Genomic DNA, 22837 nt, shown 5'->3' with positions numbered 1-22837 from the left:
TTATTAACGGATTATATTTTTGTCAAAATTATTTCGAACCAATTTTTATTAGTTCACTATATAAATTATCTAAAAAAGCTTGCTGTTCTTCATTTTCCTTAAAATAGCGTTGATAGTTTACACTACAACTTTCGACATCTGAAATGTTTTTTGTATTAAAAGACCAATCATCTGTGTCTTTGACTGTAATTCCTAAGTCATTACTGCAACTTTGCCACAGCTCAGAGAATTTAGTTTTTTTATCATTGCTTAATTTATCAAAGTCAGCATTAACAGTAAAACCATGCATTTCGGAATTAAAAAATTTATCAATCGAAATTATAGGAACACCGCCCCAATTTAATGGTTTCCCAGTTGGAAATTCTATCGTTATAAGGTTTTCCTCGTTCATTATTTGATCTTGTTCATCTTCTTTAAAGTATTGTTCTTCATAAACTAGCTTTGTTCCTACTGGAACTGCTATTTTCTTAACGACCAATGGTTTTGTAGTGATAAAATAAGGATAATGTGGTGAAGAATTCCCACCTGTAGGACTCATATTTCCGATGCATCCCGTTAAAAAGAATAAGACGAATAGGAAAGAATAGTGGTTAAAAGATTTCATAAGTGTTTTTCTTTATTTTAAAATTTAAATTTTCTAATCTCCTCCGCAACCACTACAGCCACTTCCGCAACCACTGCATCCACTACTACAACCGCTGTCAAAACTAGAGGAGTAATCATCAAAACTCCAATCGTAACTACTACAGCCACTTCCTCCATCGGTTGAATTACTTCTATTAATTTCGGTTACTAAATCAGTATCAATCTGATTTAATAGTTCGTAATCAAGATTTACTAAAAGAAATATATTTGCTCCAATTATTTTTATTAATTCAATCGCTTTTTGGTTTTCGATATTGTCTATGTCTGAAAGCTCATTTCCTGCGTCTTGAATTTCTTTTTTAACCTTTTGTTTTAATTCAGTTCCATATTCTGTAAGACTATAACCATAATAAAATTGCTGAAAAAGGTTTTGAGAAAAGCATTTTTTCAGAGTTGGAGTTTTTATTAAATCATTTTTTAAATCTTGTACTGTTCTAGTTTTTTGAAAAGCAATTTTAACCAAATTCCTAAACAATATTTCCACCGTATTATCAGTTCCAAAAGTAGATAGAAACGATCTTTCGTGATTTTGAGAATTATAAGTTTTATAGTTTTGTCCTATGCCAACATATTTATAAACTTTCACTTTTTCTCTAATGTGTGGCTGTCTTTCTACTTCAAAAGTTCGTAAAACTTGTTTAAATAATAAATCTATGAAAGTTATTTTTAAAAGTTCCTGCTGAGTAACATTTTTTTTAGTTAATATTAATATTTCTGCTGGCGTTAGTTCAGATAAATATTTCATTTAAAAAGGTTTTTTTATAATCCAGTTTCTATCCAGATTTATTCTTTCAAAGTTAATTTCAGTAAACCTAATTTCGCTTGACGGCCAAATATCTTTCGGTATTTCGGTTTTGAAAATTTCAAGATATAATTCTTTGGTTTTTTCGTAATAATTAGTGTATTTACTTTTCTCGGTATTACCACCTTTAGTTGGTCCGTGATGAATTTTTCTTTTGATTGTGTTTTCGCAAAAATCTTCCCAATATGATTGCGTGTAGAGCAAATGCAAATGCCAAACCTGATCCACCTGATCCGATGGAGTTAATGGATGATTTGCAATGGTTAATAGAAAAATGAATTTTTTATATTCTAAAATCGCTCGGATAGAATATTCAATTGTCCAACCATTTTCTCTGGCAAGTCTATCTGTAAAACTAAATGAAATTTCAGGTTCATCGAGCTCAAAATTCTTAATCTTATTCCACAATATTAATTGTTCGTCACTCATATTTTACTTAGATATACTATTTCTGGGTTACTATAAAGCAAAAGTTAATTCGTTTATAGAGTATCAAAAATAGCATTATTACTTCTTTCTACCGATTATCCTCAAAGTAAATTTAATTGTGTCATCTTCATTATTTATGAACTCTTCTAATGTTTGTGATTTGTAAATATCAGGTATAACTCCTCTTCCAAATTTCTGATTCTTTTTCTTAATTACATCTTGTTCTAAATTTACAATAGAAAACTTAGTTGTAATCTTTGAATTCGGTAATTGATACTCAATAGGAGTATGCCCGTTATGTCCAAAATAACCTCCCATCGTTTCCTGCCCGATAGTTGTTGCATTAGTATTACTAGCAACTAAGGCAGCAAAAAGAGAACCAGCCGAAGCAATTCGCTCGCTAATTAAGAGATATACTTTTCCTTTAAAGGCGTTTTCGTTTGGTTCAATAGGTTTATTGAAGTTTTCAGTTTGATAGTATTTTCCGTTTATTAAATTCGGGAATTCTTCTTTGATTTCATTTTCAAATTCTAACCTTGCTTTTTCTTCTTCCTTCGGGTCTTCTTCTTCTGGAACTAAATATTTGGAATAAGGAATTTTCTGAAAACTTATATAGGCAGATTTATTTTCTCTAAATTTCTTATTTGCAAGATATGAGAATAGTAATATATCATTAGGGTCAGTTCCGCCACCATTTGTCCTGACATCAATGATTAAATAGTTTATTTTATCACTATTTAATTTAGTAAAACAACTATCCAAATACTTCTTATAAACGATATGTTCAGGATCTTTGCTATTTCGGCCTATTGCAAAAGTGTTTACAGTTAGGATTGCAATTTTCTGGTTTATCAATTCAAATTTGTATTTATCCTTTTTAATATTGGTATAATAAAGGCTATCTATAGATTTTGAATGTCGATTAAGAAACGCTTCAGATCTAATTTTGTCCGTAACACTTTTAATAGTTATGGTTTTAATTTCGGTTTTATTGGGTTCTGAATATTCAATTTTAAAATTTGCAGCAGGACCAAATTCATATTTGTAATATCTTGAAAATGCAGCATTAATTCCAATCGTTTTCCCAGAAACATTATAGCCATCGGTTGTGTAGTATTTTTTTATTCTTTTTAAAATAGTTTCAATAGCTACATCATTTATGCTATGTATTTTTGATGCTAATGAAATTTCATGATGATTGGTATTTACAACCAAGTTATTCTGAATTAGTTTAACCGGAATTGGAAAATACCCATCTGATGAAATAAAATCTTTTTTGGTATCAGCAGATAAATTGGTTTCGTTATGAACGCTTCCTTCAAAATCGGTTAATTGACAAATGATTTTATAAAACTCAATGGTATTTAATGGTTTCTTGATTTCATTATTTGCCCAAGTATAGATACTATCAATTTGAGCTTTTGTTCTATATTTATATAATCCTGAATTTGTAGTTTCGCGTATATTCCTAAAAGTTATTAAATCCTCGTTTAGTTTTTCAGGAGTAAGTATTTCAATTTGCGAAAATGCAAATTGACAGTTAATCAGGATAAGAAATAATATATTTTTGATCATTTTTTTAATTTTCAAATTCCAAAATGTAACAGTTCTTGCTAATCTAGTTATGCCTTTAGTAAACTACTCAGAACTTTTTTTCCGTTTTCGTTATTAGGATTTAATTCAACAGATTTTTGATACATTTTAATCGCATCTTCTTTTTTGCCACATTGAAGTAATGCTTCACCATAACTATCATAAATATTCCAACTCTCAGGAAAAATTAATGATCCGGCTTTGAATGTCTGCAAAGCATTTTCATTTTTTTGTAGTCTAAGAAACTGATAGCCTAATCGATTAAAATCTCTTTCGGTTGCTTCATAATTTTTTGGATTTTTTAAATAGTCATTAATCAATTGATTTGCTTTTTCTTTATTTCCGTTTTCAAGTAAATTGCCATAGATTCTTGAAAGATTTTGTGCAGGAATTGTATAAGGTTTGTTGTCCATTAATTGTAAGATGGTATTAAGGATAGAATACACTGGGCAATTTCCTGTATTGGATAGAAGGATTACAGTTTGATTTTTAGTAATGTTATGTGCCAAAATACTGGTAAGACCTGTAATAGAGCCATCATGAAAAACTATTTTTCCATTACTTTCATCGGTGTACATCCCCCAACCTAAACCATAACTCATTTCTTTTCCTTCTAGATTATAAGTTGCTTTTTTTCCATCATTAAGTATTGTAGCTGTAAGAGCTTCCTCTAGTTCTTTTTTGCCTAAAATCTGATAGGTAAATAATGCGTTTTGATATTTTTGCAAGTCTAAAGCGGTGCTTACGATTCCTCCATTTCCATAAAAGTTGCTTTTTTCGAATATTAAAAATGGTTCTTTTAAGGTATTTATATTAGCAAAATCTGTCGAATAGAAGTTAGGATACATGTATAATTCTACTTGATTTGGTTCTTTAATTTTTCTGTTAATCGGAACAAATGAGTCTTTCATTTTTGCAGGGGCGAAAATATTTTTTTCCATATAATTAGCATAGCTAATTCCTGATACTTTTTCGATAATTAATGCAGCGATGCAAAAATTAATATTATTGTAGTCCCATTTACTTCCTGGTAAAAATGCAAGCGGTGTTTTAAAACGAATGAATGTTGGAATAATATCCTGATTCGAAATTATTTTTTCGGGTTGTTCTTTTATTATACTATCAAATAAATTATAATATTGTGCTAATCCTGATGTGTTATTAAGCAGTTGTTTGATAGTGATATTTGGATAAGGAAAATCTGAAAGGTATTTCTGAACCGGATCATCAATTTTAAGTTTGCCTTTCTGTTTAAGCTGCAGTATAGCTGTTGCTGTAAAGGTTTTTGTAACAGAAGCAATTGGAAATCGAGAATTGTCATTAAACTTTTCTTTTTTCTCTATATTAGAAAACCCATAAGTATTAGAAAAAATAGTTTTTTCTGATTTAGAAATTACAACACTGCCCTTAAAAAGATTCCTTTCAGAAAGTGTCGAAAATAAATTGTTCAATTCTTGAGCAGAAACTGTATTCGTTAAGAAGCTAGAGAGTAAGATAAAAAAAAGTATTTTTTTCATTTTAGTTTAATTTTTATTGTTCGCTATTACTTTTTTCAAAACTTCACCATAATTTGTATCAAACAGATAACTCCAATAGAACTAGAATTAAGATACTTGTAATTATTTTTACAGATAGATGTTTTTTATAATAGACTAATAATTAATAAGATTGTTACGCCTATAATTTTATTATTTTGAATTATTGTGTTTACCTACTTAAAAAGTGTACGAAGTCGGGAGACTTCGTACAGCTTAAGATTTTGAAGTGTATTAATTTGTTAGATTAATCATCATTAAAAGATTCATCAACCCAAGGTTTTTGGTTTAAAAACTTCCCACAAAAGTCGTAACGTTTTATTATTCCTTTTTCAGGATTTGTATTGTAATGAAAAATCCATATTTCATTATTTACAATTTTTACTCGACGATATTTTATATCATCACAAGAGCAGGATGAACAAACTTGAATTGTAGTTTTCTTTAAAATTCTCTTTCCGTTACTATCAAAAACTTTATCAATATGTATTATTTTTTTGTGTGGTAATCTCCAAAAAAGGAATTTTCGTTTCTTCTCAATTCTTTCGGTTTTTAATGTTACAGTAGTAATAGAACATTTGCTTTCAATATTATTTATACTATCTATAGGCGGTAATTTATGCATACCATAAGCAGACGATAAAATAAACAACATGATTATTTGTATGGTAATTTTCATTTTCTAATAAATGGACTATATCTTATTTTACTGATTTGATAAGGGTTTCAATTGTTGATTTTTTTTGGTTTAATATTATCAATTGGCTTTTATCGTCTAATAGAATTTTGTAGGCAAACTCTTTGTCTGCATCAACTTTCCAATTTTTTAATTCCTTAAATTTAGTTTTTAATAGTTTTATCTTTTCAGAACTGTTTTTGGAAATGATTACCACTTTTGTTAGCGATGTTTTTTGCATTTTTTCAATGCTACTTTCTGTAATTTGGTCTTCGCTTTCAGTTCTGGAGCGATAGCGAAACAATTGGTTTATGGTTTTAATATCTTTCTCATTTTCGGTAAGCACATATCTGTAAGACATTATATTATTAAGCTCATTTATCCAATCAGGAAAGTTTGTTTCATATAGGTTGATGTATGTATCAATAAAGTTTTTATCTATTGGTTTCTTCTGATTAATATATTCTGTAATCAACGGATAAATTTGCTTTGCCATAAGGTTAATATATTTTTTATTATACCAATCTCCAGTGTCAATTTTTCCGTCTAATTTTTCATAAACATACCCATTTCCTAAAGCGGTTGCCAAGACTTCGTTCATAAGCTGATAGGCATAATTGCTACATTTCGATTTATTTTCTTTAAAATAAGTATTAATATCTGTTTTTACTTCAAGCGACTGTTCATCATAAATTATATGATAGGTTTCGTGCAGCATAACACTAAATAAGTCTTTATACGATGTTAAATCGGTTTGTATTGCACTAATAAAATTGTTGCAAAATGCTTGTGCAGTAAATCCTTTAGAATTTGGTAACGGATAAAAAGCTACGTTGAAAGGAATTGAATTGTCCCAACTCGAATTATAAAATAATAATCCCGTCTGGAAGTAGTTTTCTATCTGGTTTTCGTTAGAATACTTTGTGACTTCTTTAATTTGGTTTTCGAATTTCTCTTTGTTTGGATTGTATATTAGCTCATTATAAATTGGGGTAAATTCCAAAATACTTTCAGCTAAATCATTCAGTGTATTATTTGGAATAAAACCAATCGAACGAATTTTAAAATCCTTTAGATTTTCTGTTTCTATTAGATTTTTTTTCAATAGATCTTCCGTTTGCATCGTCTTTTTTGAACCATATGGATAATCATCATATGGGAAACTATAGTAAATGTTTAATTTGTTAAATCTTGAGATTATAGTTTTGTATTTGTCAACGTTATATTTTGATTTTTGAAATTCAGTCTTGAAAACATTCTCAGGATAATCTTCAGAAAGATTTTGTAAAAAAACATAAACGGCCAACTGTTCAGAATATTTAATATTAAAAGTTGCCTTTTGTCCAAATGCTAATGATGTCAAAAATAAAAATGTTAGTAAAAGTCTGTTCTTCATTCTTTTTGTGGTGGTTTTTTGGTGAATGTTTTAGGTTATAAATGACTTTGAATAGTATGTTTTTAAATTATTTTAAGATATAAATTGAATTATGTTTAAGCGAATATAAGAAAAATCTTGAGTATTGGTAATTTAATAGTTAAGTTGGTACAATGAATATAATCAGAGGGTATTTTATCAAAATGTTACTAATAAAGACCATAAATTCTACAAAAAACCTCCATTATTTTTAATGGAGGTTTTATAGAATAGATCGATTATTAGATTTGTATGGTTGGGTAGAGTAGGAGTCATCCAGTTTGATATTTTTTATATTGTCATTGTGCATTAATCTTTAAAATAGAACTTCGAAATATTTTCTGTTATAGTATAAGTTTCAATCCCAGTAAGATTGGTAAACAATATAATAGCTAAATTATCATTAGGATAAATGGTAATAGAAGCGCGTCCTCCTCCAAAAGCCGAAGCAGCAAAATGAGTTTTTCTGTTTATGATTGGCCAACCTAACGCATATGAATCTAAAATACCTCCAAAGCCATCATAACTTCCATTATTTAATTTTGTAGGTTCCCATATTTTACGGATATTTTCCTTGTTTTGTAAAAAATCGCCATTTTGTAATGCAATAACCCATCTAGCCATATCATCGGCATTTGTAAATACACCAGCATCTGCTCTAAAGGTAGTCGGGAAATCTTCGTACGTAACGGTTAGTTTATCGGTTTTAATATAATCCCCAATTGCTTTGTTAAATTGATAAAAACTATAAGTTGGCGCTTTATATTTAAATACATCATATGAATTTGCATATTTTGTATTGTTCATTTTAGCAACATTAAATTGGTATGTTTCAACAAATTTTTCGAAAGGAAGCTTGGTGATTTTTTCAATAATTTGCTGTAACAAAAGATAGTTTGTTGCATTGTAGTTGAATTTTTCTCCGGCTTTAGATAGTAGAGGCAAAGTTTGAACTTTAACCCAAGCTGAATCTTGCCCTTTGTCGCTAATTAAGCCATCGCCACTTGAGGCTTCAATGTCGGGTAAACCAGAAGTGTGACTTAGTAATTGCTTAACGGTGATTTTGCCCCAATCCTTTGGTAAAGAATCCAAATAATTAGAAATAGGAGCTTCAATTTGAAGTTTGTTTTTTTCGACAAGTTGCATAATCGCAACCGAAGTAATTATTTTGGCAATAGAATTAATTGAGAATTTAGTGTTATTAGTTACAGGAACAGAAAACTCAATATTTGCTATACCGAGAGATTTTGAAAATAGAATTTTATTATTTTTAATTATAGCAATTTGTAGTCCTGGAATTTTTTGCTCTTTCATTTCTTTTTTAAGATACGATATAACCTCTTTCTCTTGATTTTGTGCAAAAATAAAATCAGTTTGAATGAGTAAAATACATATAATGAATAAAATGTTTTTCATAAAAATGACTTAATAAGTTTTATTTTAGAAAGTTACTGATTAGTTATTTATAAAAAGCATAAAATTATTTTGCCAATGTAAGTTTGATTGACTTTGTGCTACAAGTAGGCTTTTATTTATGTTATTATAGATCTAATTTCAACGTAAATAATCAAAAAAAAATGCGCAAAGTAAGAGATACTTGCGCATTTTTTATAAAAGTTAAGTTGTTTACGAGATTATGGATATATCATAAGGAATACAAAGGCAAATAGATTGACTAGCAGTACTACTCCGTAAACAATATTTGACTTTCCTTTGCTTAACGACAACATTACGGTAAATACTGATAATGCTAATAATACAATAGATTTTATGTCGAGCCCAAGGATAATAGGCATATCCATCATGATACAAACAGCTGCAACACTAGGAATGGTTAATCCTATACTTGCCAATGCTGAACCTAAGGCTAAGTTTAAACTCGTTTGTAGTCTGTTTTTTCTTGCCGCAGTAATTGCTGCAATTGCTTCGGGCAACAAGATTATTGCTGCAATTACAACTCCCACTAAAGTTTTAGGAAGATGATAGCTTACAATAATGCTCTCGATAGTAGGCGAAAGTGTTTTTGCTAGTAGCACCACAATACCTAAGCTTACGATAAGGAAAACCAAACTTGTATAAAAGGTTTTATTATCGATTGCTAATGGTTCTGCAGCATCTTCATTTTCATCGGCTCCAATCGTAAGGAAATATTGGCGGTATCTTGTGGTTTGCGCAAACAGAAATGAAGAATAAATAACAATACAGGCACCTGATGCAAAAACAAGTTGAGGTACTGAATAATAAGAACCCTTAACACTTTCGGTGAAAGTAGGGAAGACCAATGTAAATACGATAATCGAAACTAGCGAAACCAATCCAATAGTTACAGAAGAGACAGAAAAATTTTGTTCGTAATGTTTTAGACCACCAATTAATAGGCAAAGACCAATGATACCATTAAGAATAAGCATTGTGGCGGCAAATACAGTATCTCTGGCTAATGAAGCTGCTTCTGCGCCTTCGGACATCATTAAGGAAACAATAATCGAAACCTCTATAACGGTTATAGATATGGCCAAAATAATGGTTCCGTAAGGTTCTCCAACTCTTTCTGCGATTATTTCTGAATGATGTACTGCCGACATAACGCTCAGGATAAGTAGTATACTTGCAATAACTTGAAAAATACTGCTGTTGTCAACAAGTCCGCTAAAAAATAGAATCCAGGAAAGTGCTGGAATGATGATTGTCCACTGTAGTAATTGTTTCATTTTTTTTAATATAAATACGGGTAAATTAATATTCTCGCCAATTGCTTTTAATCACAAATTGGCTCTGATTTTCCGTAATATAGAACTTTTTTCGCTAAAAACGGCAAAAAACTCACACTTTCTTTGATTTTAGGTTAAAAAGTGTAAGCTTAAAAAAGACAATTTTGGAGCTAATCGCTTTAAAATCACTTGTAGAAAATGAACTTATATTTAGGTTTTGCATGAACAAAAAAAATGCGCAAAGTCAGAGACATTTGCGCATTTTTTTATATAAACTCTTTTATAAATTGATTAGATGCCTTCTAATTCATTTTTGAATTGTTCGATTAATTCGTAAAATAATTTAATAGATTTTAAATGCTGTTCTTGAGTAATATCATAAACAAAAAGCTCTTCCCAAATTATATTCTCAGGTTTGACTCCTATGCTATATGCTAAAATCATATTTGCCCATCCAGCAGTTGATTCAAAATAGCCAAGCTTATTTGCAACCCAATCAAAAAAAGGTTCATCTATGTGCTCATTTACAATCTTAATTATCAATAAGCGCTAGATAATAGCCCGAAACAAAGGTCTTTATACTCTTAAGACTTGCTTCGCCAGTCCACATAATAGGTCGCTGTTCTATTGTTTTTAATAAATTGTAACATTCTAGAATCATAAATATTGATGAGGTTATTTTATAAAAGGGTATTTTGTATATATATCCACATCTTCAATTTTTCTTAATGATGGTCCTTTACTAGTAAGTATTTGTTTGCTTTCGACTATCAATTCATCTAAATCAAATCCTTGTATAGTTCTTCCTAATAAAAATGAAATGGTATAATCGGTCCAGTTTTCCCCTTTTTTAATTGCTATTTCAGAAGCTTTTTTCATGATTTCCCAAGTTTCATTTTCGGTTAAATAACCTACCCAATAACACCATTTTGCTAATGATACTGCTCTGCAAATATCCCATGCATAAGCTGATTTTATTTTTGTAACATTATCCAGATCTAATCCTAAACCTTTTGAAATATCTTTCTGAATACTACTTAATTCTTTTGATGATTGCAAGAAAACAGGTTCGAACTCATTACTTCTCTGCAATGATAATAAATCATTCAAAGTTTCTTTGGCTTCAGCTTCGTTTGTTATTTCCCATTGAAGTTTTAAACCTCCTATGTATTCATTTAAACTATTCTCAGGTTTAATACCAAGTATTTTTTCTCCTCTGTAATAAAACAAAATTCCTCCAAAAGAAAGCAGTCTTTTTTGCTCATCGGTTAGTGGTGAGTTGGAGTGATTGTTATTAAAGTCTTCTAAAAGTTTATTATTGCGTTTTTTCATAATGGTTTTTAGAAAAATCATGTATGCAATAAATAAAACGGCAATACCGCCAATAATAAAGTAAGTGTTTGTAGTCATAAAAATTTATAGTATTAATTATTTTGAGGTTAATAAATTCTGAGGTTAGTATTATAGTTGTTATCAAGGTTAATTAGTATTTAATACTAACTATCGTCTATGATGGTATTATGCGTTTTTTATATTTTTACTTTAGTTTTTAAAAAGGCTCCTTTTTCATCCTCATTCCACATGTCATCCCCAATTAAAAAATAGTAGTCATTTTCTTTAATTATTCTGTTTTTAAAATCTTTATCTTCAGAAATAAAGGCTTTTGTTTTTGCAATTTTTTCCCACTTTTTATTATAAAAACTCCAAATAGAAATTTCATTCCACCAGCCTTCATGAGTTCTGGAAAATATTATGATTTCATTTCTATTATCGCCATTCAAATCATTTACTTTTTGAATATAAACACCTAAACTTTCAAAACTTAAAGGAGGAATTATTTTAGAAAACTCAATAACTACTTGGTCAAGACTGTTATGACTTATAACACTTACAAAAGCGGTATCTTGGATTTTATCATTATTAACATCGCCAATAATAAACCGTTTAATTTCGGTTTTGGTTTCTCTTGCTGTATTGTCTTTTTTTGTTTCGCATCCAAAACAAAATATCAGAAAAACAAAAAGGACAAATTTCATATTAGCATTAGTTTGTGTAAAATAATAGATAACTTGATTTTAAGAAAAATCTTCGTTTTATTGGTGGCAAATATAATAAAAGAGTAATATAAAAACAGGATTTTTCGTGTTATTAAAATGAAACTATATTTCATTAAAAATTTCTCAATACTAATAGACATAATAATCTTAAGCTTGTATTTAATGCATAAATATAAAAGCCGTGCAAAGTCAGTGATACTTGCGCAGTTTTATAAGAGATGTTTAAATAATTGAGGAATTTTTAAAAACGATTAATTTTAACTAACTCCACATTTTATTCAACTATCTTTTTATGGTTTGAGTTGATTGATTTTTTTTTAATGGAATAATATTAAATTCTATTATATTTATTAAAAATTATATATGAAAATAGTTAAAAGCAATAGAATTATACTCCTCATTGCCTTATTAGTAACTTGTGGTAATTGTTACAGTCAATCCTCTCAAAAAACGACTAATCTAGACAGCTTATTTCAAAAAGCGCATAAGTTAAAAGCTTTCAACGGTAATATTTTAATTGCTCAAAAAGGTAAAATAATATACGAAAAAGCCATTGGTCAAGCCGATGCAAGTAATACAACTCAATTAAACACAAAATATCGCTTTCATATAGGTTCAATTGCAAAAGAGTTTAACGCTATTGGAATTATGATGCTTAAAGAGCAAGGAAAATTAAAACTGGACGATTCTATTTCTAAATTTCTACCCGAACTTCCTTCTTGGGCAAATAAAATTAAAATTATTCATTTACTGCAATACACAAGCGGTCTTCCTCAAATAAAATGGAATGAAGTTAATCAGGATTCTGATAATATGATGTTACTGAAAAAAACACTAATTCTTGATTTTGAGCCAGGAACGAAGTATGATTATAACAACAATAATGTATTTCTGCAGAGAAGAATCATAGAAAGAATCACCAATATGCCTTTCAATTCTTTTGTGATAAAAAAGATCCTAGAACCTATTGGTATAAAAAATGGGCTTGTTGATCCAGACGAAAAAGAGAAACTTTTTGCAATATCATTTAATAATAAAGGAAAACAAGATGCCATTAAATACAATATTTCGGGCTGGACAGCACTAAATTTAAAGGATTTTTATAAATGGTCTGAAGCAATTAATTCGTTTAAAATTATTAATCCAGAATCTACACTTGAGCTTTTTATCCCGTTTTCTAAAGGAAATCAAACGGGACTTGGAGAAGGAAGTATAGATGATGATAAAGTTACAAGTCATATACATGATGGAGCTGCTTTTAATTACCAAGCTTTACTGGTTAGTAATCAAAATTTCACGATTATTTTAATGACCAATAACAAACAAAATAATTTAGATGAAATAAGCGATTCGATACAATCTATCCTTGAGGAGAAGCCTTACAATCAAATTAAGCCCCTATAAGTACTTTACTAATCAATGTGCCTTTGCAGTAAGTTTGTGCTTTTTTGTAATGACAATAAATATCATATAACCATTCTGTGATAGTTGATTATAGCAGTCTTGAATTAGTTTTTCTCTTTTGGGATTATTTAATAAATGAATCAAGGCATAGCAAAATATTGCATCATATTGGTAATTGTTAAACGGCATATCTGTTACCGAGTTGTGATGGATAGCAATTAAAAAAAATCAGTATTAAAATTTAATCATATATCATTTTGATAGAAACTAAACCAATTTCGCAAAGTCAACGAACACCAATTATAGATATTTTAAGAGGTTGGGCATTATTTAGTGTGGCTGTAATGAATTATTCTACAATATATAGCTGGAACAATCACTCGAAGGATTCTGATTCAAATTCTCTTTCGGAAACTTTAAAAATAATATCCGAAACTGTTTTTGAATCCAAGGGATGGACATTATTAGCTATTTTATTTGGTTACGGATTTTCTGTTTTGCTCAAAAACATTAAGCAAAATGGACAGAATCATTATACTTTTTTTATAAATCGTATGCTTTGGTTGTTTGTATTTGGGTTCATAAATAGCATATTTTTTGGAGGTGATATTTTAACTGATTACGCATTCATGGGGCTAATATTGCTTATGTTTTATAATTGTAGCACAAGATCACTCTTTATTTTGTCAGTAACTATTTTATTACTGACACCGGCATTACAGTCATTGTTGGGACGGCATCATTTATTGTTTACACCAAAATATCGTGATATTTTTTATGAACTTTATAATAGCCATACAACTTTGGATAGTGTTAAAGCTAATTTATATATGCGATATAAATGGATGTTACGCTTAAGTTATTCGGTAATATTGCATTTAATTCAATTAGGGTGTTTTATATTAGGAATGGCATTTCAGAGAAGTAATTTCTTTGAAATGATAGATAGAAAACCAAGGATAGTTCTAAAAAAAATAGTGTTCTATAGTTTAATTATTTCTATAGTCATGTTTCTATTACAAATGGCTGTAGATAAAAATGACTGGACTCTTAATGATTACTACAATCTGTATTACCCAGTAGCATTAAGTTTAACGATTTTCTCAAGTTCACTTATTTGCTGGATATATTTTTCAGGATATTTTAAGAGTGTATTTAATCTTATAAAAGCTACTGGGAGAATGACGCTAACAAATTATGTTTTGCAAAATATAATCTCCTTCTTTTTGTTCATCTGTATTAGACCAAATTGGTCTTGGTATTGGTATTTCCTTGCTGGAATTATTATTTATATTCTGCAAGTATTTTTTAGCAATTGGTGGTTAAAAAAGTATAACTATGGCTTATTAGAATGGTTATGGAGAAGTTTATCATACAAAAAATGGTTTCCATTAATTAAAGTAAAATAAAAAAAGGATTACCATGTCAACAGATTTTTATCAACTTTAATAGAAAATAATGAACTGCGCAAAGTCAGGGACATTTGCGCAGCTTATTTTAGCTGATAGCAGGAGAGCTGTTATTTCTTTTCTCTCTGATAATACGTTACAATACTTGCCTTGGCAATAGTATTTGCCCATAGATTGTAACCAACAACAGCAGGATTTGTATTGGAGTCTAAACCTAGTTTATCGGTTTTTAGAGCATAAACGGTTATTATATATTGATGAAAACCGTGATTTTCGGGAGGACAAGGTCCGCCATATCCTGCCACACCATAATTGGTGACACCTTGAATTGCTCCTTTGGGAGCAAGATTTAAAGTTACGTTTCCTGCATTTGTAACTAATTCGGTAATGTTCGCCGGAATATCAAATACTATCCAATGCCACCATCCGCTACCAGTTGGAGCATCAGGATCATACATGGTGATTGCAAAACTTTTAGTGCCTTCTGGTGCATTTGCCCAAGATAATTGTGGAGATTGGTTTTTACCTGTACATCCGAAACCTCCAAATTCTTCGGTTTTTGTGGCTTGTCCGCCTAAATCTTTACTACTTAAAGTAAATGTTTTTTGGGCGAAAATCGTACTTGTAGTAAATAGTAAACCAAGCAATGCTAAACTAATCTTTTTCATTTTTTAATTCTTTAAAATTATAGACTACAAAGATATTTTGCAAGGAAGGTTTAGAGATGTTCTAAGAAGTTCTAAAAGTGTTTCCAGAAGTTCATTTTTCTAGCTGGAACTGTTTAGGGGTAGTATTGTATTTGGTTTTAAAGGCTTGTGTAAAACTAGATAAACTTTCAAATCCTATTTCATAATAAATATCAACAGGGCGTTTTTTTTTGGTACTTAATAAATAAGCAGAGTACTCCAATCTTTTTTCTTGAAACCATTTTCTTGGGCTTGTTTGATACTGTTGTTCAAAGTTTCTCTTGAAAGTAGAAATACTCATATTGCATAAAAAAGCAAGCTCCTGAATGGTTAAATTATTAAGTTTATTACTTTCTATTACATCTGTAAAGCGCCTGTTTTGGCTGTCTTGGGCGAGTATATTATTTAAAAATCCAGTACCGTTTTTGTATAATAAATAGGTTAATATTTCCTCAAGTTTGGTTTGCAATAAGCTATCTCGTAGAGAATGATCGTATGTCTTTATTTGGATTAAACTCTTTACAAAATGATGAACATAATCATCGTATTGGAATATCTCATAAGGTTTGGAACTAGGATCAGCAGTTTTTGAAACATTGTTTTTTTGCAATAATTTTAAAAGGACATCATCGTTAAAAAATAGCAATACACTACGATATACATTGGTATCCGAAAGGTTTTCGGTCATTAAACAATTTCCTGATTTTATCAACAAGAACGCATCATTATTAATAATTGTTGCTTTATCTTTTGTAATGAATTCTTTAGTTCCTTCAAGTAAAAAGCTTAAAACATTTGTATTGAGCATTACCTTATTCTTGATAGAAGAACTGGTCACACTATAATCAAAAAGTTGTATCTCACTTTTGGAATCTATATTGAAGTCGTTAGGAAGATTATGAATATTCATTGTGTTGTTTACCATTAGCTACGTAAAGTAAGCCATATTTACGCTGATTTTATAAAATTATTAAAGAAAGAAAGGGTAGGGAAGATTACCAAAATTTCCACCAGGCTTTTGTTTCGTTTGAATTTTCTTCATTTATAATATTAGTATTTATCGCAGCATCTTGTTTTTTCTCAATTACAGGTTCGCTTGGCTTTTCAGCAATTGGAGCTTCTATTTTCTTTTCGATTACGGTTTCTTTTGATTTATCTAGAATTCTAACTCCAGCTTTATTTTCAATTGCTTTAATAATATTAATATTTCTGCTGTCTTCAGGATAGAGATTAACTAAATACCAGGTAATTATACTTAATTGTTTCCTAGAAAAAGTTAATAGATTTACTTCAACAAAACTTAGCACTCTATCTTTAAAGTTTTCATGATATCTGCCAAGCTTCAAGATATAATCTAATGCAATTACACCTTTAGATTCTTTATCTACTAAAATAATATTTTCAAGATATTGAAAATTTTCGTCCTTATATTCAAATCCAATTATTGATGTTATAGCATGTAGTATCGTGTTTTTTAGCTTTATTTCAGATTCGCTAACACTTTCTTCATAAATATAAATATCCGAAACTTCATTTAAGTTATCATTTTCAACGATAGCAGTTAAACAATCAATAGCCCATATAACATTTACATTTTTATCAGATTCTTTTTTTAATAATAATCTGGAAGAAGCCACTATTTTTTCATAAAGATCAGGGTTTATCTCTTTATTCTGGATTTTTTTTAGTTCAGTTAAATCTTCTTTTACTTTATTATTTTGAGCTTCGTTTTCTTCAACCAATTTTCTGGCATTTATGTCATCATCAATATGTACTCTTTTAATTTCAGGTATTTTTTCACCAGTAAGTAATTCAAAATTCACTTTAGCCTTTTCAAAAATTTCAATTTCCTTTTTTGGGCGAGTGTCTATTTGGGCCATTTCAGGAAATAAACCACTTGAATTTTTAACCGATTCACATTCAAAGTCATTCATTATACCTTGATAAATTTTGATTGCAAATTCAGTTTGACCAACTTGCTCATAACTTTGAGCAAATTGTAGCATATCTTCTCCAATTTCAACCTTTTCGAGTAAATTTCCTATGGAGTTACTAACCTGAGCTTTGGCAGCTGCAATATTTGCAATAGCTTTATCCTCGTCATTTTTTGTATTTAGTATATCAATAAAAGCTTGCAATTTTTCTCTTATTTCGGGTTTAACTTCATAAAGCTCTTTTGCATCAGATAAGTAAACGCCTTTATCCATAGCCGTTTTTGACATAAACTGAATCAAGGCACTCATGTTAAAAGCCAATTCTACTAAAACATTTGAATATTCTTTGAGCTGTAATTCATTAATATTAGACTTTTCCAGAGCTAAATATATTTCTAAACCTTCTATAAATTCTTCCTGATATTTTTTGGCATCAAAACTTTCGTTATTAATCTCAATTTTATTATTTAACAACACTTCTAAAAGGAAGTTATGTATTTGAAAATCATTAGAGTTTTTTAAATTTTCTATTAGTTCCGGAAATCTATTTTCTTTAATTAATTGAATCATTGTTTTAGTTTTTTATGTATTATGTAGTCTTTTCGCGGTATACTATATTTTATATTTTGGAAGATTTTTTTTATTAAACGAAAATACAAATTAAAAATATTAATTTTGCAAAAGTTTAATCTTACTAAATAATTGTTATAAAAAGGCAAAGGTTTCTGAAATTGAGTTAAATGAAGTTCTTACTTATTGTAAATTAGCGATTGCTATTATTGATTATGGACAGTTTAAAATAAAGCCAATATGAAATTCAATGAAAACTTCAGATCTAAACTTCAAACAAGTTTAATTAATAATACTTCATTATTAAAGGATAGTAGTATTGATATTGTTAATGAAGTAAAAGATAATTATTGTAAGATAATTTTGGATGGCGTTTCTGATGAGTATTATCCTCTTAAGATAAGCCCTGAAAGAGCAATTTATAATATAAATAGAAGTTTAGAGGTTCTGAATGTGCCAAAATTAAAATTCAGAAATGACGATTGGGCTGTTTTTAGAGAGAATGAAATAGACTTTAGAATTATTAAAAATGATGAACCTGAGTGGCATAGTAAGGAGCAATTACAATATAGGGTTGATACTGAGAATCTTTTATATGAATGCCAAGAGGAATTTTGGAAGAATTTAAAAAAGAATAAGAGTTATAATGAAATTGCAGATTTTTTATGTCTTGAAGATGTAGAATTTCCATTGAATGAATTTGAAAAAATTAAGAATAGAGGGGATATTGATGTTTATAATATTGAATCTTGGAGTCAATATGTATTTAAGCTTGTCGAGATGAATTTTCCGGATTTTAAATATGAAAAATCAAAGTCAAATAGGAAATTTAGATTTTTAAAATCTCTAAATGATGATATAGAATTTGGTTTTGAATATGATAATATTGGATTAAAGAACCAAATTAAAAATAAGAAAGGAATTCAACTACCTAACTATTTTAATATCATTGTAATAAATAAAAACTTTAATCCAAAAGAAAAGTTAGATTATGTTTTTACTCCTCATGATGATATAATTAGTTTAGGAATATTGGGCAATCCTTTTTTTTATCATCCTTGTTATCCGTTAATCTCATTTGCAACGGTTGAATTATATCATTATGGTACTTTTTACCCTGATAACATAGAACCTAAAAAAGTGCGAGAGTTTGTAAAAGTTAATGATGAAATAGTGAAGGTTGTACATTTAAAAGAATATGGGGAGAAACTAAAAAAACATGCTTTCTTCTATATGGATTTACTAGGTTACTCCTCAAAAGGCTATTTGGATTATTTAGAGAAATGCATTTTGGACGTGTTTTAGAGTCGACAATTTTGCCAAAATTAATATTCCTCTTTCACAGTATTTCTAATTCGTCTAAATGTAAAAAATAGCATCAAGATATAGACTATCATTGGTAAATAACACTTCTTAGCGAATTCTATAGTTTTTTGTCATTCAATTGAATTTTTTGTAATCGTTAATTTCAAATTCGATATAGCAATTTTTTATTCTAAGATTCATTTGCTGTTGCTAATATTTATTGTAATTATTTTTAATCTTTTTTATACACATTAGGATTAAATAGTTCCATATATACTTCGGGTTTTGGCAATTTTGTAAAACCGTATTTTTCATAAAGCCAATCGGCTGTAGAAGTCAATAAAATCCAACGTCTTAAGCCTTGTAAATTTGGGTGTCCCATTACAACTTTCATTAGTTTTTTAGAAAGCCCTTGTCCTCGATAATCATCTAAAACATAAATATCGCCTAAATAGGCAATAGTCGAAAAATCTGAAATTACTCTTGCAAAACCTATTTGTTTGTCTTTATAAAATAGTCCAAAGTTTAGCGAATTGTCTATAGAAGTTTTTACGTTATCAAAAGGAATATTGTCACTCCAACCTGAATGTTTTGATAAAAAATCATGAATGGCAACAATGTCTAATTTAGCTTTATCAGTCGTAATAAAAAAATCTCCAAAAGAGTGTTCAGTTATTTTCATTTTTGGTTTTCTATTTTAGTATTGAAGGTGTTATTTAGCTATTTTTCGAACCTCAGGATTGATAAGTTTAGATACTATGAAATAAATCCGTTTTTAAGTATTATCTAATGGGTTCGCTCAATATGATTTATTAAGCGCTAATATAAAGCTAATTTTTTAAGATTAATACGTTATTTAGTGCTAACTCTATATTATGTAAAAGCCTCCAAAATCACTGATTTTAGAGGCTTTAATTTTTATTAAATTGTAGTTTTAATCTTTTTTGTAAACTCTTTCCTTTCCATCCTGAAAAACTCTTCTGATTCCTGTTACAGATTTATTTTCAGAAATAATTTTGATACGAAAATCATCTATACCATCAATCAAAAATAAATCTGATTCTAGAGGAGTAAGTAATAAAGTAACTATATTATTCCATTTGTAATATAAGCTATTATCTTCAAATACTATTTCGGCTTTCCCGTATTTACCTTGATATGATTTTAAAATTGCACTATCTACATGTACTGGTTTTTGTCTGTTCTTTATGATAGGAATAAACCAATCAAGGTTGTTTAAAGAATCTTTATTTTTAGAAGATAGTTTTTGTAAGGCTATCAAATGCGATGTATTTACAGCCTCTTCACTTTTGCATAAAACATCTGGCATAACACCTTTGCCCTCAAAATCCGTATTTGTAATAGGATCTTTTACTTCTCCAAAAGGGATATTTACAGAAAAACCATGAGCCAAAACTTTGCGATCAATAGGGTGGGCGCCACCAGCTGTTTTTTCGCCTATAATTGTAACACGTTTTAAATTTTGGAGCGAATAACTCATCCATTCTGCTGCAGAAAAAGTAGCTCCGCTTGTTAAAATATAAACATCAATATCATCCAGACGTTTACCAGGAACAGATGGTAATAACCACATTTCTCGCTCCAATTTTTTTCTGCCTTTCTCGTAATAATAGTATTTATAAAGAGGTAATTCTTTGTTAGAGTACAGATAACTACTAATAAATTGTCCCATCTCCATTGCTCCTCCATTATTTTTACGCAAATCTATAATTAGAGCATCTGTATTGCCTAAAATTTGCATCATTGCAGCTGCAGTTTCGCTTCCTATTGCAGGATCTTCAAAATAATTAAATTCTAAATAGCCAATATTTCCTTCCAGAATTCGCGCTTGCTGAAACCCAAAGTTCTTCTTTTTAGCTTCAGCTAATTCTTCCGCTTTAATTTTTTTAAATGTTTCTTTATCAGTGTCTTTTAGCTTACTTTCTGCCCATTGTGGATCAAACATTACTCTAAAATGTAAATCTTTGCTAATATCTATTAGATTTGTAGAGAGTTTAGAGGCAAATTCATTTGGATTTGAAATATTTTTATACAACCCTTGCTTATAATTCTCATTCAGCTTTTTCTTTATCTCACCAATAGCGTTTGGTCTGATATAGAATTCTTCGAGTTGTTTGGTTAACGAATCGATTATTTGTTTTTTATTTAATTCAGTAAGATTAATTTCTTCTTTTGCAGTCGGATTTTTTTGAGAAAACGTGCAAACGGAGAATAGTAGCAATGCTAAAGTTACAATGTGTTTCATTTTTAGGAAGTTTTACAGTTTGAAATTATTTTATGTAGAATTTTATCAAGGAATTCAATTTCATCAGCAGATAAACCGTCTAGAGCAGTATTGCGATTTAGCTTAAAAACAGGAGTTAATAGAACAATAGTTTTTTGTCCTTTTTCGGTTATTACAAGTTTGGATTTTCTTTTATCTAATTCATTTGTTTCCCTCGTTAGATAATCTTTTTTAACCATTAATTCTATTATTCGGGTTACCGAAGCATTATCCTTAAAGATTAATTTGGCCATTTCTATTTGAGAAATTGTTGCGTTATCGTTTAAGATAATTAATACCAAACATTGATCAACTGTAATATCATCTACAATCTTTTGGATGTTTTTTTGGCAAATTTTCCTGTATTCTTTAATTGTCTGTTCTATTGTATAAAGTACAGTTCCAGTTGGAGTTTTCTGCTTCATGTTTACTTATTTAGATTTGAAAGTATTTGATATATCAAATATAATTATTTATTTCAATATTGGTTATTATTTTTATTAAATTAGTTATGATTTTGTAAATGAGTGAATTATGAAAAGTAAAATGATTTTTGCCGCATTAATACTAGGTTCTGTATTATCGGCTAGTGCACAAAAGAGAATTACAATTACTGAATTACCGAAAGCATCACAGGAATTTCTGCAAAAATATTTTAGCCATTCAACAGTAGAGATTGTCAAAAAAGATGCTGAACATGGCGAAAAAGGGTATGAGGTAATACTTAAAGATGGTACCGAGATAGAATTCTGGAAAGATGGTTCTTATCGTGAAGTAGATGGAGGAGACAAACCAATTCCTACCGAGTTTATTGCTGCATCAATTAAAGAGTATGTTGCCAAGAATTATCCAAACGAAAAAATTACTCATATCGATTACGGACATAAAGATGTTGATGTGGATTTAACAAACAAAATCGATTTGGAATTTACTAAGGATGGGAAAATTATAAAAGGGAAATAGAGTTTTTTTAAGGTGCTAAGATTCTAAGGTTCTAAGTTACAAAGGTTCAAAGATTAATTAGTTTGTGTGTAAATCTTTGTACACTTTGCAGTTAGCTTTTCCATTGTATCTCTCAATCTTGTCATTCCGATGAAAGAGGAATCTTCGTGAGTAACTCGACATAGTTTTGAAAGTTATTTAAAGAAATTAACTTTATTTCTTTACTAATGTTCGATTAAGATTGTGATAATACATTTCGTTCCAACGGTTGAAACCGTTGGCAATGTTTATAATATGTTATTTGTACTTGCGATCCGTTGTAAAGGTATTAGTTTGATTTTATTCAGGAACTTTATCATATATAGTTACATATACAGGTATTTTTACCTTACGATTTATAGTACTAATGATTTAGTGTTCGTTTACTAATAAAAAAGTTTT

General features: G+C 29.2%; 23 protein-coding genes. 4 read left to right on the top strand and 19 right to left on the bottom strand.

Annotated features, from left to right (window positions below):
* Nucleotides 1–28 precede the first annotated feature (28 nt).
* The 12 genes from AC3IPI_RS19495 to AC3IPI_RS19440 all read right to left on the bottom strand — a co-directional run bounded on the left by AC3IPI_RS19495 (nucleotide 29) and on the right by AC3IPI_RS19440 (nucleotide 11841).
* Nucleotides 29–604, bottom strand: coding sequence for a hypothetical protein (locus AC3IPI_RS19495; RefSeq protein ID WP_489155076.1), 576 nt, complete (start codon nucleotides 602–604; stop codon nucleotides 29–31).
* A gap of 33 nt (nucleotides 605–637) precedes the next feature.
* Complete coding sequence (locus AC3IPI_RS19490; RefSeq protein ID WP_489155074.1) at nucleotides 638–1390, bottom strand: hypothetical protein; 753 nt, start codon at nucleotides 1388–1390, stop codon at nucleotides 638–640.
* The gene (locus AC3IPI_RS19485) at nucleotides 1391–1876 is read right to left on the bottom strand and encodes a glycine-rich domain-containing protein (protein ID WP_489155072.1); all 486 of its coding nucleotides are present in this window, start codon (nucleotides 1874–1876) and stop codon (nucleotides 1391–1393) included. It abuts the gene before it with no gap.
* Nucleotides 1877–1954: 78 nt separating this feature from the next.
* On the bottom strand, nucleotides 1955–3451 hold the full coding sequence (locus tag AC3IPI_RS19480; protein WP_489155070.1) for a S41 family peptidase: 1497 nt from the start codon (nucleotides 3449–3451) through the stop codon (nucleotides 1955–1957).
* A gap of 47 nt (nucleotides 3452–3498) precedes the next feature.
* Nucleotides 3499–4986 carry a serine hydrolase gene (locus AC3IPI_RS19475; RefSeq protein WP_489155068.1) on the bottom strand — a complete coding sequence of 496 codons (1488 nt, stop codon included), beginning with the start codon at nucleotides 4984–4986 and terminating at the stop codon, nucleotides 3499–3501.
* Between the two features lie 265 nt (nucleotides 4987–5251).
* A complete protein-coding gene (locus AC3IPI_RS19470; protein ID WP_489155066.1) occupies nucleotides 5252–5683 on the bottom strand; it encodes a hypothetical protein in 432 nt (143 codons plus the stop codon).
* Between the two features lie 22 nt (nucleotides 5684–5705).
* A complete protein-coding gene (locus AC3IPI_RS19465; protein WP_489155064.1) occupies nucleotides 5706–7076 on the bottom strand; it encodes a hypothetical protein in 1371 nt (456 codons plus the stop codon).
* Nucleotides 7077–7403: 327 nt separating this feature from the next.
* Nucleotides 7404–8510: a serine hydrolase domain-containing protein gene (locus AC3IPI_RS19460; RefSeq protein ID WP_489155062.1), complete on the bottom strand. Its 1107-nt coding sequence runs from the start codon at nucleotides 8508–8510 to the stop codon at nucleotides 7404–7406.
* Nucleotides 8511–8728: 218 nt separating this feature from the next.
* Nucleotides 8729–9805, bottom strand: a complete 1077-nt coding sequence (locus AC3IPI_RS19455) for a calcium:cation antiporter (RefSeq protein WP_039114188.1) — start codon at nucleotides 9803–9805, stop codon at nucleotides 8729–8731.
* A gap of 291 nt (nucleotides 9806–10096) precedes the next feature.
* Nucleotides 10097–10348, bottom strand: a complete 252-nt coding sequence (locus AC3IPI_RS19450) for a hypothetical protein (RefSeq protein ID WP_489155059.1) — start codon at nucleotides 10346–10348, stop codon at nucleotides 10097–10099.
* Nucleotides 10349–10480: 132 nt separating this feature from the next.
* On the bottom strand, nucleotides 10481–11215 hold the full coding sequence (locus AC3IPI_RS19445; protein ID WP_039118271.1) for a DUF1266 domain-containing protein: 735 nt from the start codon (nucleotides 11213–11215) through the stop codon (nucleotides 10481–10483).
* A gap of 119 nt (nucleotides 11216–11334) precedes the next feature.
* Nucleotides 11335–11841, bottom strand: a complete 507-nt coding sequence (locus tag AC3IPI_RS19440; protein WP_489155057.1) for a hypothetical protein — start codon at nucleotides 11839–11841, stop codon at nucleotides 11335–11337.
* 384 nt (nucleotides 11842–12225) lie between these two features.
* Between AC3IPI_RS19440 and AC3IPI_RS19435 the strand changes: the two genes are divergently transcribed.
* A complete protein-coding gene (locus tag AC3IPI_RS19435) occupies nucleotides 12226–13266 on the top strand; it encodes a serine hydrolase domain-containing protein (RefSeq protein ID WP_489155055.1) in 1041 nt (346 codons plus the stop codon).
* 12 nt (nucleotides 13267–13278) lie between these two features.
* Here AC3IPI_RS19435 and AC3IPI_RS19430 read toward each other — a convergent pair whose 3' ends face one another.
* The gene (locus AC3IPI_RS19430) at nucleotides 13279–13455 is read right to left on the bottom strand and encodes a class I SAM-dependent methyltransferase (RefSeq protein ID WP_323489520.1); all 177 of its coding nucleotides are present in this window, start codon (nucleotides 13453–13455) and stop codon (nucleotides 13279–13281) included.
* 68 nt (nucleotides 13456–13523) lie between these two features.
* Between AC3IPI_RS19430 and AC3IPI_RS19425 the strand changes: the two genes are divergently transcribed.
* On the top strand, nucleotides 13524–14675 hold the full coding sequence (locus tag AC3IPI_RS19425) for a DUF418 domain-containing protein (RefSeq protein ID WP_489155052.1): 1152 nt from the start codon (nucleotides 13524–13526) through the stop codon (nucleotides 14673–14675).
* A gap of 110 nt (nucleotides 14676–14785) precedes the next feature.
* On the opposite strand, the gene AC3IPI_RS19420 is transcribed toward AC3IPI_RS19425, so the two are convergent.
* The 3 genes from AC3IPI_RS19420 to AC3IPI_RS19410 all read right to left on the bottom strand — a co-directional run bounded on the left by AC3IPI_RS19420 (nucleotide 14786) and on the right by AC3IPI_RS19410 (nucleotide 17865).
* The gene (locus AC3IPI_RS19420; RefSeq protein WP_489155050.1) at nucleotides 14786–15343 is read right to left on the bottom strand and encodes a YbhB/YbcL family Raf kinase inhibitor-like protein; all 558 of its coding nucleotides are present in this window, start codon (nucleotides 15341–15343) and stop codon (nucleotides 14786–14788) included.
* Between the two features lie 91 nt (nucleotides 15344–15434).
* Entirely contained in the window at nucleotides 15435–16271 is an 837-nt protein-coding gene (locus AC3IPI_RS19415; protein ID WP_489155048.1) for a helix-turn-helix domain-containing protein, read from the bottom strand.
* An 85-nt stretch (nucleotides 16272–16356) separates the two neighbouring features.
* On the bottom strand, nucleotides 16357–17865 hold the full coding sequence (locus tag AC3IPI_RS19410) for a hypothetical protein (RefSeq protein WP_489155046.1): 1509 nt from the start codon (nucleotides 17863–17865) through the stop codon (nucleotides 16357–16359).
* 240 nt (nucleotides 17866–18105) lie between these two features.
* On the opposite strand from AC3IPI_RS19410, the gene AC3IPI_RS19405 reads away from it, so the two are divergent.
* Nucleotides 18106–19170, top strand: a complete 1065-nt coding sequence (locus AC3IPI_RS19405) for a hypothetical protein (RefSeq protein WP_489155044.1) — start codon at nucleotides 18106–18108, stop codon at nucleotides 19168–19170.
* Nucleotides 19171–19402: 232 nt separating this feature from the next.
* Here AC3IPI_RS19405 and AC3IPI_RS19400 read toward each other — a convergent pair whose 3' ends face one another.
* The 3 genes from AC3IPI_RS19400 to AC3IPI_RS19390 all read right to left on the bottom strand — a co-directional run bounded on the left by AC3IPI_RS19400 (nucleotide 19403) and on the right by AC3IPI_RS19390 (nucleotide 21879).
* Nucleotides 19403–19852, bottom strand: a complete 450-nt coding sequence (locus AC3IPI_RS19400) for a GNAT family N-acetyltransferase (RefSeq protein ID WP_489155042.1) — start codon at nucleotides 19850–19852, stop codon at nucleotides 19403–19405.
* Between the two features lie 252 nt (nucleotides 19853–20104).
* Nucleotides 20105–21436: a S41 family peptidase gene (locus AC3IPI_RS19395; protein ID WP_489155040.1), complete on the bottom strand. Its 1332-nt coding sequence runs from the start codon at nucleotides 21434–21436 to the stop codon at nucleotides 20105–20107.
* Nucleotides 21437–21438: 2 nt separating this feature from the next.
* A complete protein-coding gene (locus AC3IPI_RS19390) occupies nucleotides 21439–21879 on the bottom strand; it encodes a MarR family winged helix-turn-helix transcriptional regulator (RefSeq protein WP_086893844.1) in 441 nt (146 codons plus the stop codon).
* Nucleotides 21880–21988: 109 nt separating this feature from the next.
* Here AC3IPI_RS19390 and AC3IPI_RS19385 point away from each other — a divergent pair, with 109 nt between their 5' ends.
* On the top strand, nucleotides 21989–22417 hold the full coding sequence (locus AC3IPI_RS19385) for a PepSY-like domain-containing protein (protein WP_489155038.1): 429 nt from the start codon (nucleotides 21989–21991) through the stop codon (nucleotides 22415–22417).
* The last annotated feature ends 420 nt before the right edge of the window (nucleotides 22418–22837 follow it).

It is taken from the genome of Flavobacterium sp. GL_143, from assembly GCF_057834355.1.
This window is presented reverse-complemented; position numbering and strand designations above follow the sequence as displayed.